Annotated in this window: 17 protein-coding genes; 9 read left to right on the top strand and 8 right to left on the bottom strand. The window is 37.2% G+C overall.

Annotated features, from left to right (window positions below):
- Positions 1-10: 10 nt before the first annotated feature.
- The 8 genes from BCF58_RS15095 (at position 11) to BCF58_RS15060 (ending at position 9298) form a co-directional block, all read left to right on the top strand.
- A complete protein-coding gene (locus tag BCF58_RS15095; protein WP_147462070.1) occupies positions 11-487 on the top strand; it encodes a hypothetical protein in 477 nt (158 codons plus the stop codon).
- Positions 488-493: 6 nt separating this feature from the next.
- The gene (gene murC, locus BCF58_RS15090) at positions 494-1852 is read left to right on the top strand and encodes a UDP-N-acetylmuramate--L-alanine ligase (RefSeq protein WP_121462631.1); all 1359 of its coding nucleotides are present in this window, start codon (positions 494-496) and stop codon (positions 1850-1852) included.
- Positions 1853-1930: 78 nt separating this feature from the next.
- A complete protein-coding gene (locus BCF58_RS15085; protein ID WP_121462630.1) occupies positions 1931-2911 on the top strand; it encodes a cell division protein FtsQ/DivIB in 981 nt (326 codons plus the stop codon).
- Between the two features lie 19 nt (positions 2912-2930).
- Entirely contained in the window at positions 2931-4307 is a 1377-nt protein-coding gene (gene ftsA / locus BCF58_RS15080) for a cell division protein FtsA (protein ID WP_121462629.1), read from the top strand.
- Positions 4308-4399: 92 nt separating this feature from the next.
- Positions 4400-6292 (top strand): cell division protein FtsZ, encoded by a 1893-nt coding sequence (gene ftsZ, locus BCF58_RS15075; protein ID WP_121462628.1) that lies wholly within the window; start codon positions 4400-4402, stop codon positions 6290-6292.
- Positions 6293-6406: 114 nt separating this feature from the next.
- Positions 6407-6853: a GatB/YqeY domain-containing protein gene (locus tag BCF58_RS15070; protein WP_121462627.1), complete on the top strand. Its 447-nt coding sequence runs from the start codon at positions 6407-6409 to the stop codon at positions 6851-6853.
- Between the two features lie 416 nt (positions 6854-7269).
- Positions 7270-7680 (top strand): BrxA/BrxB family bacilliredoxin, encoded by a 411-nt coding sequence (locus BCF58_RS15065; RefSeq protein WP_121462626.1) that lies wholly within the window; start codon positions 7270-7272, stop codon positions 7678-7680.
- A gap of 103 nt (positions 7681-7783) precedes the next feature.
- Positions 7784-9298, top strand: coding sequence for a GH3 auxin-responsive promoter family protein (locus BCF58_RS15060; RefSeq protein WP_121462625.1), 1515 nt, complete (start codon positions 7784-7786; stop codon positions 9296-9298).
- Positions 9299-9329: 31 nt separating this feature from the next.
- Here BCF58_RS15060 and BCF58_RS15055 read toward each other — a convergent pair whose 3' ends face one another.
- The 4 genes from BCF58_RS15055 to BCF58_RS15040 all read right to left on the bottom strand — a co-directional run bounded on the left by BCF58_RS15055 (position 9330) and on the right by BCF58_RS15040 (position 12003).
- Positions 9330-9701, bottom strand: a complete 372-nt coding sequence (locus BCF58_RS15055; protein WP_121462624.1) for a hypothetical protein — start codon at positions 9699-9701, stop codon at positions 9330-9332.
- Between the two features lie 31 nt (positions 9702-9732).
- Entirely contained in the window at positions 9733-10098 is a 366-nt protein-coding gene (locus BCF58_RS15050; protein ID WP_121462623.1) for a hypothetical protein, read from the bottom strand.
- A gap of 5 nt (positions 10099-10103) precedes the next feature.
- Complete coding sequence (locus BCF58_RS15045; protein WP_121462622.1) at positions 10104-11078, bottom strand: endonuclease/exonuclease/phosphatase family protein; 975 nt, start codon at positions 11076-11078, stop codon at positions 10104-10106.
- A 76-nt stretch (positions 11079-11154) separates the two neighbouring features.
- On the bottom strand, positions 11155-12003 hold the full coding sequence (locus tag BCF58_RS15040; RefSeq protein ID WP_228434817.1) for an endonuclease/exonuclease/phosphatase family protein: 849 nt from the start codon (positions 12001-12003) through the stop codon (positions 11155-11157).
- Between BCF58_RS15040 and BCF58_RS17625 the strand changes: the two genes are divergently transcribed.
- The gene (locus tag BCF58_RS17625) at positions 11996-12160 is read left to right on the top strand and encodes a hypothetical protein (protein WP_228434816.1); all 165 of its coding nucleotides are present in this window, start codon (positions 11996-11998) and stop codon (positions 12158-12160) included. The two genes, BCF58_RS15040 and BCF58_RS17625, sit on opposite strands and share 8 nt — an antisense overlap.
- Here BCF58_RS17625 and BCF58_RS15035 read toward each other — a convergent pair.
- The 4 genes from BCF58_RS15035 to BCF58_RS15020 form a co-directional block, all read right to left on the bottom strand.
- Positions 12157-12894, bottom strand: a complete 738-nt coding sequence (locus tag BCF58_RS15035) for a rhomboid family intramembrane serine protease (RefSeq protein WP_121462620.1) — start codon at positions 12892-12894, stop codon at positions 12157-12159. The two genes, BCF58_RS17625 and BCF58_RS15035, sit on opposite strands and share 4 nt — an antisense overlap.
- A gap of 5 nt (positions 12895-12899) precedes the next feature.
- Positions 12900-14678: a DNA mismatch repair endonuclease MutL gene (gene mutL, locus BCF58_RS15030; RefSeq protein WP_121462619.1), complete on the bottom strand. Its 1779-nt coding sequence runs from the start codon at positions 14676-14678 to the stop codon at positions 12900-12902.
- Between the two features lie 194 nt (positions 14679-14872).
- On the bottom strand, positions 14873-15700 hold the full coding sequence (locus tag BCF58_RS15025) for a YoaK family protein (RefSeq protein ID WP_121462618.1): 828 nt from the start codon (positions 15698-15700) through the stop codon (positions 14873-14875).
- Positions 15701-15739: 39 nt separating this feature from the next.
- Positions 15740-16234, bottom strand: coding sequence for a hypothetical protein (locus tag BCF58_RS15020; RefSeq protein WP_121462617.1), 495 nt, complete (start codon positions 16232-16234; stop codon positions 15740-15742).
- Positions 16235-16460 lie beyond the last annotated feature (226 nt).

Below are 16460 nucleotides of genomic sequence, written 5' to 3'. Positions count from 1 at the left end.
AACCATGAATATGAAAACAAGATTTTTAATACTGCTTATGATTGGCTTTTTTGCTCATCTATGGAATGCACAAACCCTTGTGAAGCCGGCAGATTTTAAGCTTTCTGGTGTAGCATCATATCTTAAGAGTAAAGGATATACTATTGTGGAAGAAACTCCGAAGTATATTGAGGTGAAAACAAAAAACAACGCCGATGTTTTTCTGGATGTTGATGTTAAAAAGCAGGTGATATACTACTCCACCAATATTCTTGTCAATACCTCTGCAAGTAAAGATAAAATCAGAGAGTATATAGAAATGGTTAATGACAGGATACCTTTGTTTAGCGTAGTATATGTGGAGGAAAAACAGAAAGCCATGTTTCAATACTCTTTTTGGATAAAATATGGATTTACATATGAATCGCTTGAAGATTCCCTTTCTGAATTCGGTTTATACGTAGGTGATGCACTGGATTTGGATAAAGAACAGAAAATATTACAATAGCAGAACATGAAAATTTTAGAAACATATCATACTTTTTATTTCGTTGGGATCGGAGGGATCGGAATGAGTGCTTTGGCACGCTATTTCAATGCCTCCGGTAAAAAAGTGTTGGGGTATGACAAGACCAACACCAAACTCACTCAGGAACTGATGAATGAGGGTATTGATATTGTTTTCGAAGATCTTACAGATGAAAGAATAACATCCCTTCAAAAAGAGAACACATTAGTAATCTACACGCCTGCCATTAAGGTGCTGGGGATTTTAGATTACTTCAATAAACATCAATTTGAAGTTTTAAAACGGGCAAAAGTTTTAGGGTTAATTACGGAGAATACAGATTGTATTGCGGTGGCAGGAACACATGGTAAAACAACCACGTCTACCCTTGTTTCCCATTTATGTAAAGAAGCCAACCTTCCGTTTTCATGTTTTTTAGGCGGTATTTCTGAAAACTTTAAATCGAACTTTTTATATAACGGTTCAACCTATTCTGTAGTAGAGGCGGATGAATACGACAGAAGTTTCTTAAACCTTTCTCCGGATTGGGCTGTAGTGACTTCCACAGATGCAGACCACCTGGATATTTACGGGGATAAAAACCATATTGAAGAAGGATTCAGACAGTTTGCCTCATTAGTTCCGGACAGTAAACAGTTGTTTATCCGTAAAGGAATCGAAATCGGCAGGGATCATAGAACCTACGCCGTAAATGAGAAAGCGGATTATTATTCCGACAACCTTAGAATGGATTATGATAAGATCTATTTTGATTTTCATACGCCAACCGAAACCGTAAAAGATTTTATCTGGGAAATCCCGGGAATTCACAATGTGGAAAATGCAACCGTTGCTTTGGCTATCCTTCACAATTTAGGAGTAGACTTTGAAACATTGAAAAAGGCCATTGCCAATTTTAAAGGAATTAAAAGAAGATATACCAAACATATTTATCAAAGCGGCAAAATATATATTGATGACTACGCGCATCATCCGACCGAAATCAATGCCGTAATGGGTTCAATCAGGACTTTTTATCCTGATAAAAAGCTTTTGGTAGTATTCCAGCCGCATTTGTTCAGCAGAACCAGAGATTTTGCAGACGGTTTTGCGGAAAGCTTAAGCAAAGCTGATGAATTGATCTTGCTTGATATTTACCCCGCAAGAGAGCTTCAGGAAAATTTTGAAGGAATTACATCTAGCTGGCTATTAGATAAAGTGACTTTAGATAAAAAAGAAGTATCAACATTATCCGATGCTTTTGAAAAAATAAAAGAAAAAGAATTTGATATTCTTCTTACGGTAGGAGCAGGAAACATAGACACCTTATATGATCCTATCCATAAGTGGTTGAATGAAATGTAAAAAGTAGTAATGTAATAACGTATGCGTGAGATAAAATTCATGAATACATTATATATCAGTACATGAATACAAAAAAATATGAAAAATAAATACAGAATATTAAAAATTGTTATCACAATAATCATTCTAGGACTTCTGCTGAGCTTCTCATTGAAGAGGTTCAGTGGCCAGAAGATTACGGATAACAAGATTTCTGTAAAAATGAATGAAAAAACGCCGGTGTATTTCATTGATGAAAAAGACATCAAAGAAATTGTAAAGAAAGAAAACCCTTCCGGAAAGGTGGGGGATCTTAATATACCTGTCCTGGAAAAAAAGATTAATGCACTTCCTGCGGTTGACAGTGCGAATGTCTATTTGAATCTGAATGGAAAGCTCAATCTTGATATCAAGCAAAGAGTCCCTGTTTTCAGATTGAATAAAAATGGAAAAGACTTCTATGTAGACGGAAAAGGCGTAGAATTCCCGATTTCAAAAACCTATTCACACCCATGCATGTTGGTAACGGGTGATGTGAAATCATCAGAGTATGCAAAACTGGCTGAGTTGGTCGAAAAAATCGATAAAGATGATTTCAGTAAAAAATACTTCATCGGGATTTCAAAAGATAAAGAAGATTATAATCTTCTTACCAGTGAAGGGAATTATAAAGTGGAGATCGGAGATTTAGATAATATTGAATTTAAAGTAAAAGGATTTAAAGAATTTGTAGAGAAATATCTTGTTTACCAGGACCCTCAAAAGTACAGCATGGTTTCTGTAAAGTACCAGAATCAGATTGTCACAACCTTAAACCCTTATTTTAAAGAAAACGACAGCATTTTAAAAGCAGGACATAAAGAATTGGCGGCAAATGTTGCGGCTCCGGCGACTGTCAAAAAAACAGACACCAAACCCAAAATGGCGGAAGTGAAGAAAACAACGGTTCCTAAAAAAGCTACTTCATCCAAGCCAAAAGAAAGCACAAAACCAAAAACGGTCACAAAACCAAAAGAAATAAAAAAAACAAGTGAGAAAAAGCCGGCTGCGAAGCCTAAAGCAAAAATTAAAATAGAATAAAAAATCAAATCGTTATACAATGGAAAATCAAGAGTATTCAGTAGGTCTGGACATCGGGACAACGAAGATTGTCGCGATTGTCGGAAGGAGGAATGCACACGGGAAAATAGAAATTCTCGGTGTTGGAAAGGCCAAAAGTCTTGGGGTTCACAAAGGTATTGTGAATAATATTTCACAAACCATTAATTCAATCAAAGCTGCTGTGGCTGAAGCACAGTCCAGCGCTGGAGTTCCTATCCGTAAAGTAACGGTAGGTATTGCAGGAAAACACATCCGTTCACTCCAGCACTCTGATTATATTATGCGTGAAAATCCGGACAAATTTATCACAGATGATGACATTGAAGCATTAAAAGATCAGGTGAAAAAACTGGTGATGCTTCCCGGTGAAGAAATTATCCATGTTCTTCCTCAGGAATATAAGGTAGACTCTGAAGGTGAGATCCAGGAGCCTGTCGGTATGCACGGAAAACGTTTAGAAGCCAACTTCCACGTCGTTGTTGGGCAAATGGGCAGTATCCGGAACATTGCAAGATGTGTAAGAGAAGCCGGATTGGAAATGGAAGCCCTTACATTAGAACCATTAGCATCCTCAGAAGCCGTTCTTACCAAAGAAGAAAAAGAGGCAGGAGTTGCCATTGTAGACATTGGTGGTGGTACTACGGATATTGCTATCTTTAAAGACAATATCATCCGCCATACCTGTGTAATCCCTTACGGAGGAGGAATTATAACTGAAGATATCAAAGAAGGCTGTTCTATTATCGAGAAACATGCGGAACAACTGAAAGTAAAATTCGGTTCTGCCGTTCCTGAGTTAGAAAAAGACAGCACATTCGTAACCATTCCCGGACTTCACGGAAGACCGGATAAAGAAATTTCCCTTAAAACTTTAGCGCAGATCATCAATGCCAGAGTGGAGGAAATCCTTGAAATGGTAAATACGGAATTAAAAGCTTACGGCGCTTTCGAACAAAAGAAAAAACTGATTGCAGGAATTGTTCTGACCGGTGGTGGTTCTAATTTGAAGCACCTTCGTCAGCTTGCCAATTATACAACAGGTTTCGACAGCAGAATAGGTTTTGCCAACGAATATGTTGCCAACGATAAAAACCAGTATCTGAAAGGTCCTGAATTTGCAACTTCTATTGGATTATTGATGGAAAGTTTAAAAATCCGAGACAAAAAACAGACGGTAGACGTTGAAGAACCGGCTCAGGAAAAACCTCAGCCAGAAACGGCAGTAGCCTCTGAAGCCAATACGGTTGCTCAGCAAGCTCCGGTTCAGGAACAGGAAATTGTTAGTGAGCATCATGATAACAAAAAAGCGGCAAGGTTAACTTTCGGGCAGTCACTAATGGAAAAAGTTAAAAAATTCTTTGAAGAAGTAGAGTAAAATTATAAATGATGAGTGATAAGCGATAAATGATTTTTTCCTTATCAATTATCATCAATCAATTATCAATTATAATTATAAAAAATATAGTTATGGAAAATATAGGAACACAGGGGTTTTCATTTGATTTGCCAAAAGGAAATTCATCAATCATAAAAGTAATTGGTGTTGGAGGCGGTGGTAACAACGCGCTAAAGCACATGTACGAAAAAGGGATTCACGGTGTTGATTTCGTCATCTGTAATACGGATGCGCAGACACTGGATAATAACCCGGTCTCCAATAAAGTTCAGCTGGGAACCACCATCACAGAAGGTCTTGGTGCTGGAGCTGATCCTGAAGTAGGAGAAAAATCAGCGATCGAAAGCATCGAAGAGATCAAAGCGGCTATGGGCCAGAATACCAAAATGGTTTTCATTACCGCAGGAATGGGTGGTGGAACCGGAACCGGCGCGGCCCCTGTTATTGCTAAAGTAGCAAAAGATATGGGAATCCTAACGGTAGGTATTGTTACGGTGCCATTCAGCTTCGAAGGTAAAAGAAGACTGGAACAAGCTGAAAATGGTCTTGATAAACTAAGAAACAATGTCGATTCATTAATTGTCATCAATAACGATAAGCTGAGACAGCAATTCGGAAACCTTGGCTTCAAACAGGGATTCTCAAAGGCCGATGAAGTATTGACCAATGCCGCAAAAGGAATGGCAGAAGTTATCACCGGTTACTTTGATGTAAACATCGACTTTAGAGATGCTAAATCAGTACTTCAGAATTCAGGAACTGCCTTAATGTCTACAGGAACCGCTTCAGGTGAAAACAAAGCTGAAGAAGCCGTGAAAAAAGCATTGGATTCTCCATTATTGAATGATAATAAGATCACCGGTGCCAAAAATGTACTGTTACTGATCAGAAGTGGTGCAGAAGAAGTAACCATGGATGAAATCGGTATCATTATGGATCATATCCAGAAAGAAGCGGGAAATACTGCAGATATCATTTTCGGGGTGGGTTCCGATGAAGAATTAGGAGATTCTGTAAGTGTTCTTGTTATCGCTACGGGTTTTTCCAATGACAATCAAAAATTTTCAGGGACCACTGAGAAAATCAGAATAGGCTTGAATGATGCCCTAGATACTCCAAAAGCATCGCCATTCAAAACAAGAGAAGAAAGAGAAATCGCTTCCGAGCCTACTTCCGATTTCGGAGGAAAAAATCTTTTCAGATTAGACGATGAAGATCAGGAAACGCCACAATTCAAGGTGACGTCTACTGAAAAAAAAATGATTGTTGAGGAAGAAGAGGTTACCACAGAAATCAAATTCTTTGATAGAGAGGAAGATACGGTAAACAATCCTGAACAAAGCTGGAGAAATGAAGCAGAACCTCAACAGGAGGCTTTTAATTTATTCTCTTTTGATGAAGAAGCAGAAGAAGAGACCGATTTGGAAATCCAATCCTTTTCATTTGAAACGGAGGGCCAAAAGGAAGAACCTTCAACCAATACTTTCACCAACACTTATGAGGAAGAAAAGCCTATCGAATTCAGCTTCTTTGTCAATGAGCCTGTTCATGAGCCAAAAGCAGACTTCACGACTCCTGCTCCTGTTGTAGAAGAACCGGTTCAGAAAACGGAAGCTTTTTTCCAGCCGGTAAAAGAAGAACCGAAAGCCGAAGAAAAGCCTGTTTTTGAAAATAAAACGGAAATTGAAACTCCAAAGTCTGCAGAAAATGAATTCACGTTTGTGAATAAATCGATTGACCAGGAGAAAGTAATGGAAAGAAGAAATAAACTGAAAGAATTCAATTCACGTTACCAAAGTTTCGACAATGTGAACGAGTTCGAATCTGTTCCTGCTTTTAAAAGAAAAAATATTTCTATTGACGGGACTAATGCATCAGACCAAAATATCAATACATACCTTTCTGAAAACAATGGTTCCATACAGATCAGAGAAAACAGATTTTTAAATAAAGACGTAGACTAAATAGTATAACAATGTAGAAATGTACCAATGTAACAATAACAAATGTCATACTGAACTTGTCGAAGTATTTCAAATGGTAAACTGTTACATTGATACATTGTTAAATTTTAAAAAATGAGCTTAGAAAATACCATTAACGAAGCTATAAAAACAGCAATGAGAGAGAAAGACAGAATTGCGCTGGATTCTCTACGCGCTGTGAAATCCCAGATCCTGCTTCTAAAGACAGAAGCTAAAGGAGCAGAGGTTTCGGCAGAGCAGGAAATTGCTATTTTACAGAGAATGATCAAGCAGCGTAAGGATTCTTACGAGCAGTTTACCGCACAGGGAAGACAGGATCTGGCTGAAGTGGAAGATGCCCAGATGAAAGTGATCGAGCAGTTTTTACCTAAACAGCTTACGCCTCAGGAACTGGAGCTTGAAATAAGAAAAATTATCGGAGAGACTGCCTCTGATTCCATAAAAGATTTGGGAAAAGTAATGGGAGTCGCCTCAAAAACACTGGCAGGGAAGTCCGACGGAAAAAGCATTTCCGAAATGGCTAAAAAGCTGCTTTCATAGTCGAGGTGCGAGTTCCGGGTTTCAAATTATATTGTAATATTTTATTTGAACCACGTAACACGAATCTCGATCCCCAACACGGATATTCAACCTTTGCATATCGATTTGATTAAAGAAGGCCGGAACTAATGGTTCCGGCCTTCATTTTTCGTGTACAGAGATTTAATAAACTCTCTATTTAATTTGAGGGAAACGTTGAATAGTTTTTTCCGTGGTTATTTGCTTTTAGAATCATTTCAAATTTAACACTTTTTTTCAGTTTTTCATAATTTTTTATTAAAAAAAAATAATTATGCATATCATATTGATATTTAAGGTTGTTTTTCATTCTATTTCTAAAATAAAATTGATAGTTTTTATAAATTGAAGAAAAGTAAATAATTGATTAACTTTGTCAAGATTTAAAAAAGCAAAAAATGTATCCAACAGATTTAGTAATGCCGATGAAGGCTGAACTTACAGATAAAGGCTTCGAGGATTTAACAACACCCGGACAGGTGGAAGAAGCATTAAAACAGTCAGGAACCACCCTATTAGTAATCAACTCTGTTTGCGGATGTGCTGCAGGAGCAGCAAGACCGGGAGTAATCTATTCTTTAACAGGAGATAAAAAACCTGATCATTTAACAACTGTTTTTGCAGGTTATGATACAGAAGCTGTGGTAGAAGCAAGAAAACATCTTGCTCCATTCCCTCCAAGCTCACCATGCGTAGCCCTGTTTAAAGACGGAGAATTGGTTCACATGCTGGAAAGACATCATATTGAGGGAAATCCTGCAGGAGCTATTGCAGCCAACCTTCAGGCCGCTTATGATGAATATTGTTAATCAATAATATTCCTTCATAAAAACCGTTACAGAATTGTAGCGGTTTTTTTATTTATCAATGGCAAAATTTTCTCTAAAAAGTTAAATATCATTATATTTGAAAATGGCAACGAAAGCACTTTTCAATACTGTGGTCAATTGGTTTATCCGTCAAAGGATAGAGCAGATACAGAATTTCATGAATCATCCTGTAGAAACACAAAAAGGGATCCTTTTTTCCCAGTTATTTCATGCGGAAGACACGGAATACGGCAGGAAATACGGTTTCAGTTCTATTTCCAGCTATCAGGATTTTAAAAATAAGGTTCCCATCGTTGCCTATGAAGATTTTGAACCGTATATAGAAAAAGCCAGACAAGGCCAAAAAGATGTAAGCTGGCCGGGCTACATCAAGCATTTTGCTAAATCTTCAGGAACAACGAATGCTAAGAGTAAGTTTATTCCTATCTCGGCTGAAAGCCTTGAATACTGCCATATGAAGGCGGGAAAAGACATGGTTTCCATTTACGCCAACAACCACCCCGAAAACCAGCTTTTCACCAATAAGAATCTTCGTTTGGGAGGCAGTTCGGAATTGTATGCCGATTTTAATACCAAATTTGGAGATCTTTCGGCTATCCTGATCGATAATCTTCCTTTCTGGGTTGAAATTACCACGACTCCGAGTAAAAAAGTCTCCCTGATGTCTGAGTGGGAAAGTAAATTGCAGGCGATCGTTTCAGAAGTTAAAAATGAGGATGTAGGAAGTATTTTGGGGGTTCCAAGCTGGATGATGGTTCTTTTACAAAGAATTGTAAAGGAAACTGATATCAAAAATATTTCCGAATTGTGGCCAAACCTTGAGGTTTTTTTCCATGGTGGAATTAGTTTTAAACCCTATAGAGAACAATACAGGCAAATCATCGGGAAAAACATCAATTACTATGAAATTTATAATGCTTCCGAAGGTTTTTTTGGTATTCAGGACAGATCAGACAGTGATGAGATGCTTCTGATGCTGGATTATGGTATTTTCTATGAATTTATTCCGATGGACCAATTCCATTTTGCGAATCCTAAGGTAGTAAATATTGAAGATGTTGAAGTGGGAAAAAACTATGCCATGGTAATTACCACCAATGGAGGCTTATGGAGATATCTGATAGGAGACACCGTTATATTTACTTCTACCAATCCTTTCAGAATCAAAATTACAGGAAGGACGAAACATTATATTAACGCATTCGGTGAGGAGCTGATGATTACTAATGTGGAATCCGCCCTTTCTAAAGCTTGTGAAGCTACCGGAGCTTCCATAACGGAATTCACCGGAGCTCCTGTTTTTATGAAAGAAAATGAAAGCGGAGCTCATGAATGGATTTTTGAATTCAGCAGGAAACCTGATAACATGGAATGTTTTATTGATACTTTTGATCAGCAATTGAAAGCGATCAATTCCGATTATGAAGCCAAAAGATATAATAATATGACGTTGAAAAGACCAATTGTTCATATCGCCAAACCTAATCTGTTTTATAACTGGCTGGAATCCAAAGGAAAGCTGGGAGGACAAAACAAGGTTCCGAGATTAAGTAACGACAGAGAGTATATAGATCCTTTACTGGACCTGAACAAATAAAAAACCGCAGTAGATTCTGCGGTTTCTGTTTTTACTTTTTTAAATCTTCTTTTAATTTTTTAGCTCCCTCTTCTACTTTCTCTGCTCCTTTTGCTGCTGCATCTTTTATATCGCTTCCAACTTCTTTCGCTCCGGTTTTAATATCTTTCCCGGCCTGGTTAAGATCTTCTTTCGTTTTCTGAGCGGCATTATCTATTTTATTTCCTGCCTCATCCACTTTGGCTTTTACATCTTCTTTGGCTTGATTGATCTTTGATGTATCTATGATCTCTGCATCTGTTGTCGTCGTTGTTGTTGTCGTAACAGAGCCGTCAGGATTTTCCACCTTTTCGGTTTTTGTTGTTTTAGTACAAGATACGGCTAGTGCCGAAAGCATAAGTGTGGTTACAATGTGTTTTTTCATATTCTCTATTTTTAAGTTTTAATAAAAATCTTTATTGTGTTTTGGTATCACCAGGAGCTGAAGTTTCTGCTGCTTTTTGCTGCGCCTTCTCTTCTTCGGATTTCTTCTTTTCTTCTTCCTTTTTCTTTTTATTTTCTTTTTCCAGATCTTCTTTCAGTTTCTTTTCCTCTTCCTGAAGACGTATCGCCTCCTTCACAGAATCCTGAAATTTTTGAGAAGACATCCTGATCTGTTCCGCGATATCAACGGAAGTTGCTCCTGCAGAAAAAGAATCAATTGCCGTTGTATCATAATGTGGGTGTAGTTCCTGAGCAATATCTCTGTCTACCAGCTCTTTTTTTGAACATCCCGTGAATAAAACAGTCCCCATAAGACTTGCAAATAATACATTTTTCATGGGTCCTAATTTAGCAGAAATTCTGCAATTACCGGATAGTGATCTGATAATTTTACCGAATTGTCTACTTTATAGCTGAGAGGGATAATGGATTTTGAAGTGAAAATATAATCGATTCTTAAAGGTACCTTATAATCGTAAAAGCTGCTTGAACTTCCGTTTCCTGCGGTTAAAAATGCATCCTGAAGGTCTTTTCCCAAACTATAATATTCATAAGAATTGGGAACGGAATTAAAATCACCGGCTAAAATTACAGGATAAGGAGAAAGATCAATGGCCTTTCTGATCTTTTTTATCTGTTCTTCGTGGGCTTTGAATGTCGGGATCATATGGGAAAGAAGAGTATTGATCTTGTTTCCTTGTTTTCCCAATCCTTTAAATTCAAACATTGATTTATGCAATCTGAATGGTTCCAGATATACATTGACTACTCTCACAATCTTTCCGCGGATATCCACATCTGCATAAAATGAGTTTCCCCTGGATTTATCTTCTATCAGCTCTGCCTGTCTTACAATACGATGTTTCGTTTTCAGAATTACAGTCGGGTATTTTACCATATCCTGCCTCAAAGCCGTATTGGTATCTCTTTCCTGAACCAGAATAATATCCGCATTCTGGTCTTGTATATATTTCTTCACTTTATTCCAGCCAAAGCTTCCGTATTTCACATTGAAAGTCAATACTTTAATATCTCTTATTGATCTAAGATTTTCAGACTTCGGGGAAAAATTAACCCATCTTCTTACAGGATTGTAAAAGAGTAAAGTACTTGTGGCAAAAAGAAGGGCGATTTTTTTCTTTTTAAAGATCCAGATCAGGGTAAAGATAATATGCAAGACTATCAGATAGGGAAAACCAAGAGAAAGAAGATTTAAGTTCCCTAATATATTAGGTGGAATCCAGGCATTCCCCAGTGTACAAAGTAGTAATACAATAATGAGTATGTGAAAAAACAATAAGAGTTGGCTCGGCTTCATAAAACAAGATCTTGGTACGCCCGTTCTTTATCAAAAATCCTACCAACGGTAAGGGCTTTAACGAATTTTATGAATATTATTTTTCTATTGTAAATGTCGCAATCACAGGATAATGGTCTGATAACCTGACAGATCGATCAACGCTATAACTCGTTGCTTTTAGAGAGGCCGATGAAAAAACGTAATCGATCCTTAAAGGAAATTTATAGTCATGGAAGCTGGTTGCACTGCCTTTTCCCGCAGTTACAAAGGCATCTTTCAATCCTTTTGATAAATGGTAGTATTCATAGGAATTGGGAACCGAATTCAAATCTCCTGCGAGTATGACAGGATAAGGAGAATTATCCATTGATTCACGGATTATTTCTACCTGTTCCTGGTGTTTTTTAAAGGTTGGAATAAGTCTTCTGACTACATTTTTTAGCTTCCTTTCATTTTCTTCACTATTCCCATTAAGCTTTATCATTTTTTTTTCAAACTTGAAAGGTTGAAGATAAACGTTAATAATGCGATAGGTTTTACCATTGATCTCCACATCTGTCTGATTCGCGTAAGCATTATTGGTTTCAAAGTCACTTTTAATCAGCTCCTTGTGATCAATGATTTTATATTTTGAAAAAGTTGCGGTTATCGCATCCACACTTACTTCTTTAGCTCCGTTGAAATTATATTCTTTTCCTCCATGTTCCTGCAGTAGAACAATATCTGCATCTAATTTATTAATATGGTTTTCAATATCTTTAACTCCTAATGCTCCGTTTTTCGCATTAAAAGTAACAATCTTAAGATCAAAATCCTTCTCCGGATCTGCATTATAATTGATCCATCTTGTGACCGGATTGATAAAAGCCAATCCCAGTACAGCAAATACAATGGCTCTTTTCTTCCAGCAAAAGATCCAGAACAGGGTTAAAATAATGTACATCGTTATTAAAACCGGAAATCCTAAGGAAAGTAAATTGAACCATGGAAATAGTTTAGGAGGCACATATGCGTTTAATAACATTCCCAATAACAGAAATGCAACTCCGGTATGCAATATAAAAAGTATGAGACGGAAGATCTTCACAGGATGGTTTTAACGGAATCTGTATAGATGTTTTTTCCAGTTTCTGGCCAACAGCCAGCCTACCAATGCCCCACCTACGTGGGCCAAATGAGCAATTCCTCCCCCGCTACCAGAAATTCCTAAAAATATGGAAACCACGATGACAATAGGCATCACATATTTTACTTTCATAGGCACCGGAATAAACATAATTCCGATTCTGGCATCCGGATACATGGTCGCAAAAGCAGTAACAACACCAAAAATAGCCCCGGAAGCCCCAACCATTGGTGTTCTAAGAGCCTCATAATATCTTTGAAACAACACCTGTCCTTCTGTTGTAGTGGCACTTGTGCTCATATTTCCTGAGTAGCCAATTTCTGCTTTAGGATATATTTCAGAAGCGTTTAATCCCAAACTTTCTAATCCTGAAATAATTTGTTGAACTTCAATAAAGTTCCAGAGGTTAAAAAGAAAAAACGCACCCAAACCACTTACAAAATACAATATCAGGTATCTTTTTTCTCCTAAAGACTGCTCTAAAACCGGCCCAAAACTCCATAATGTCAACATATTAAATATAATATGCATATATCCGCCATGCATAAACATATGGGTAATTATCTGCCACGATCTGAAGTTTGGAGAAAATGGATAGTATCCCGACAATGTATTATACAACTGAGGGAGTATGAAAAAGGAAACAATAAATATAATCACATTGATAATGATAATATTTCTTGTAATCGGTGGTATATTGTTGAACATTTTTTCTAAAATTTGTTTTTAAAATCATTAAACGGAACTTCATAAAAGCATCTTTTTCCGTTAGGTAAAAACTCAGGGAAACCTAATGCCGTGAAATCCTTAATCAACTGCTCTGCATCTTTTTTGTAAATAAAATCAAATCTGGATTTCGACTGCATCTTGTTCCATTGGTTTTGATAATATTGCATAAATTCTTCTTCCGTTTTATATTCCAGGATCTCAAACAGGTCTTCCAGGAACTTCATCACCTGGGTTTCTTTCAGGCCTTCCGGAACCGTATCAATCCTCAGTACATTTTCATGAGCAATTTTCATGTCAAACCCCAATTCCGGTAAATATTTTTTGATCGATTTATACTTGTTCTTCTCAATTTCATTCATGTGGTACTCCAAAGAAAAGAGAAGGGAGTGGCTGTTTACCGGTCCTTTCTTCACCCCTGTCATATTCTCAGAAACAACAAGCCGATGCATTCTTCCCAAATCCAGCATTAATGTCCTGTCTCCTTTATTGAAAAGCCAGTACCCATTGGGAAGCCTCATCAGATCTTCGTCAAAATCTTCATCTTCAAAAAGATTAATTTTTGATGGTTCAGCAGTAATATTCTGATGATACATTTCTGTAAGGTTCTGAATTTCTACCTGCTTAACTTCCTTTTCTTCCAAAAAGGGATTATAATCTTTATCAACAACAATTTCAGGCATTTTGATATTTACACTGTTTCCTTTGCTTGGAAACGGGGTATGCATGATTTCGTCCAATTGCGGGTCTTTTTCAAAATCCAGGCTTGGTGCTACGTTGTAGATTCCCAATGATCTCTTTATTGTTGACCGGATCAAAGCAAAAATAAGATGCTCATCTTCAAATTTCACTTCCGTCTTCTGCGGATGGATATTAACGTCTATCTTCTCAGGATCAAGCTCTAAGAAGAGGAAAAATGTTGGTAAATAACCCGGTAAGAGTAATCCTTCAAATGCTTCCTGGACCGCTTTGTTGAAATAAGGGCTTTTGAAAAATCTTCCGTTGACAAAAAGAAACTGCTCGCCTCTTGTTTTCTTGGCTCCTTCAGGCTTGGCAACAAAACCATGAAGCTTACACCACATGATATCTTCTTTAATCGGGATCAGTTGCGGTTGTAGCTTTCTTCCGAAAATATCCACAATACGCTGCATCTGGCTTCCTTTTCTCAAACGGAAAACGGGTTCGTCATCATGGAATAAGGAAAACTCTATATTCTCATGGGCTAATGCAACTCTTTGGAATTCATCAATAACATGTCTGAATTCAACATTATTATTCTTGAGGAATTTTCTTCTCGCCGGAACATTATAAAACAGGTTTTTCACCAGAAAGTTAGATCCATCTGCCGTTTGCACGGGATCCTGAAACTGAAAAACCCCTCCTTCAATATAAATATTGGTTCCAACGGCCGTATCTTTCTGTTTGGTTTTCAATTCAACCTGGGAAACGGCTGCAATAGATGCTAAAGCTTCCCCTCTGAATCCCTTTGTTGAAATCCTGAAGATATCATCCGTTCCTTTGATTTTAGAGGTTGCGTGTCTTTCGAATGCCATTCTTGCATCGGTTTCAGACATTCCTTTTCCATCATCTACTACCTGAATCAGGTTTTTTCCTGCGTCTCGTACGATCAGTTCGATTTTGGAGGCATCAGCATCTATGGCGTTTTCCAAGAGCTCCTTCACTATGGACGCAGGTCTCTGCACCACTTCTCCTGCTGCAATCTGATTGGCTACGTGATCCGGTAAAAGCTGAATAATATCTGGCATACAATGTAAAATGAACTTACAAAAATAATCAAAGGAAACGGGAATAAAAACAATAAAAAAGCGAATTCAATTTATCCTCAACATACAAAAATATAAATTTTTCTTTTACAAAAACACAACCCTCTGATTGCATGATGCGACAGAGGGTTGGTTCACAGCTGGTTTACACAAAATTAATACTGATATATGCTCAATTAATCATCAAAAGCAAGTTTCCTTTTTGTTTTTCTTTGTGGGATCCCGTGAATCTTATCATACAGATAAGCAACGAGAGTAGGTTTTTTGTAAATCCTGCTGTATCTGTATCTGGTGTTAAAGTGTCTCAAGTGAATTTTATAGGCATCATATCCGATAACAACCAAAAGGCATAAACAGATGACATAGAAAACTCTAAATTCCAGATAATAGTACGTTAATCCTGAAAATACCGCTCCCAAAATGTAAGCCAACATAATACTCATCAATAACTTAGCCCTGCCAATAAGCTCTCCGTTTCTTCTGTATTTTTTATGTGTGAACATGGAAAACAATATTCCCAAATCGGTAGTTGTTCCCGTAAGGTGTGTGGTTTTTACTGAAAAATTAGAGATACTTGCCGTTAAGCCATTCTGAAGACCGGTAGCAAATAGCATCAATGCAACCAAAGATTCTGTTTCTTCCAGGGTTTTCTGATAATAAAACTGTCCGTAAATTCCTACAAACAGCAAACACAGAATTTCCAGCACGATTGGCATAGCGTGAGCAAAATATTTACTTTTTTTATTAAAGCTGATGACAATAAGGTTGGATAAAAAGCTACCGAAGAAGAATAAAAAGATCCATCCTCCGACAACAGCCACCTGTGTCCAGTTTCCTTTACTTATTTCCGCCGCTAAAATAGCATAGTGTCCTGTTACGTTGGAGGTGAAAGAAAGAAATATCAATAGAGATGCTATATTTATAGTCCCCGCCGTAAAGGCAGTCAGCGTCCCCAGTCTTATATTGTCTCCCAATGTCCTGCTGTTACTATAATTTCTTAACATTTTTCAAATATTTTATATGATTGTGTTTTTACTTATTTTTTAGACCTCAACAAAGATTTCGGCCAGTCTTCCTCTTTCCGGAAGCCTTTCCGGGATGTCAATTATAATTTCATGAGCCTCGAAGGCATTACATTTTCTGATGTAAGGAATGATGTCAAACTTTCCTTTTCCTTTGCTCCTGATGGAGGAGGAATAATAAGCTTCTTCTATCTGTTCTGCTTTTACATAATTATTGAATGTTCTCTGAAAACTGCCGGTGAAAATATCACAGACAATTCTGTTAATGAGGTGCGGATATTTGTTTTTAATGATTCCATAGGCATCACAAAACTCCTGGGACCTTATTTTATTGAAGATTGAATTTTTGGTGGTGAACAAAAGATCTCTGATGGAGTCTCCCATATCGTACCCGGAAACCAAAAGAATATTGTATCGGTTCTGATCTTCCGAAGCTTCTTTTTCCTGTAATACTTTCTTTAATACTTTTAAAGATTCAAGAGAATAATCTGTGGCTATTAAAATGGTTTTGGTCATATGAGTAAGGTTTTGTTGTTATCTTATTTTTTGATAATACAAAACTAGAGTGACCAGATTAGAAGCTTTTTGGAATGGAATTAAAATGTCATTAAAGAGATTAAAATGAGATTAGAAAATTGTTAAGTCCTATTAATATCGGAATTATGAAGCCTGAAGAGTTGTTTTTTTTATCTCGCGGATTGAGCAGATTATGCAGATTTTATAATATAAAACCTATCTCTTT

The organism is Chryseobacterium defluvii, from assembly GCF_003634775.1.
Taxonomy (GTDB): Bacteria; Bacteroidota; Bacteroidia; order Flavobacteriales; family Weeksellaceae; genus Chryseobacterium; species Chryseobacterium defluvii.
Note: the sequence above shows the minus strand (reverse complement) of the source record. Positions and strands in the feature narration are given on the sequence as shown.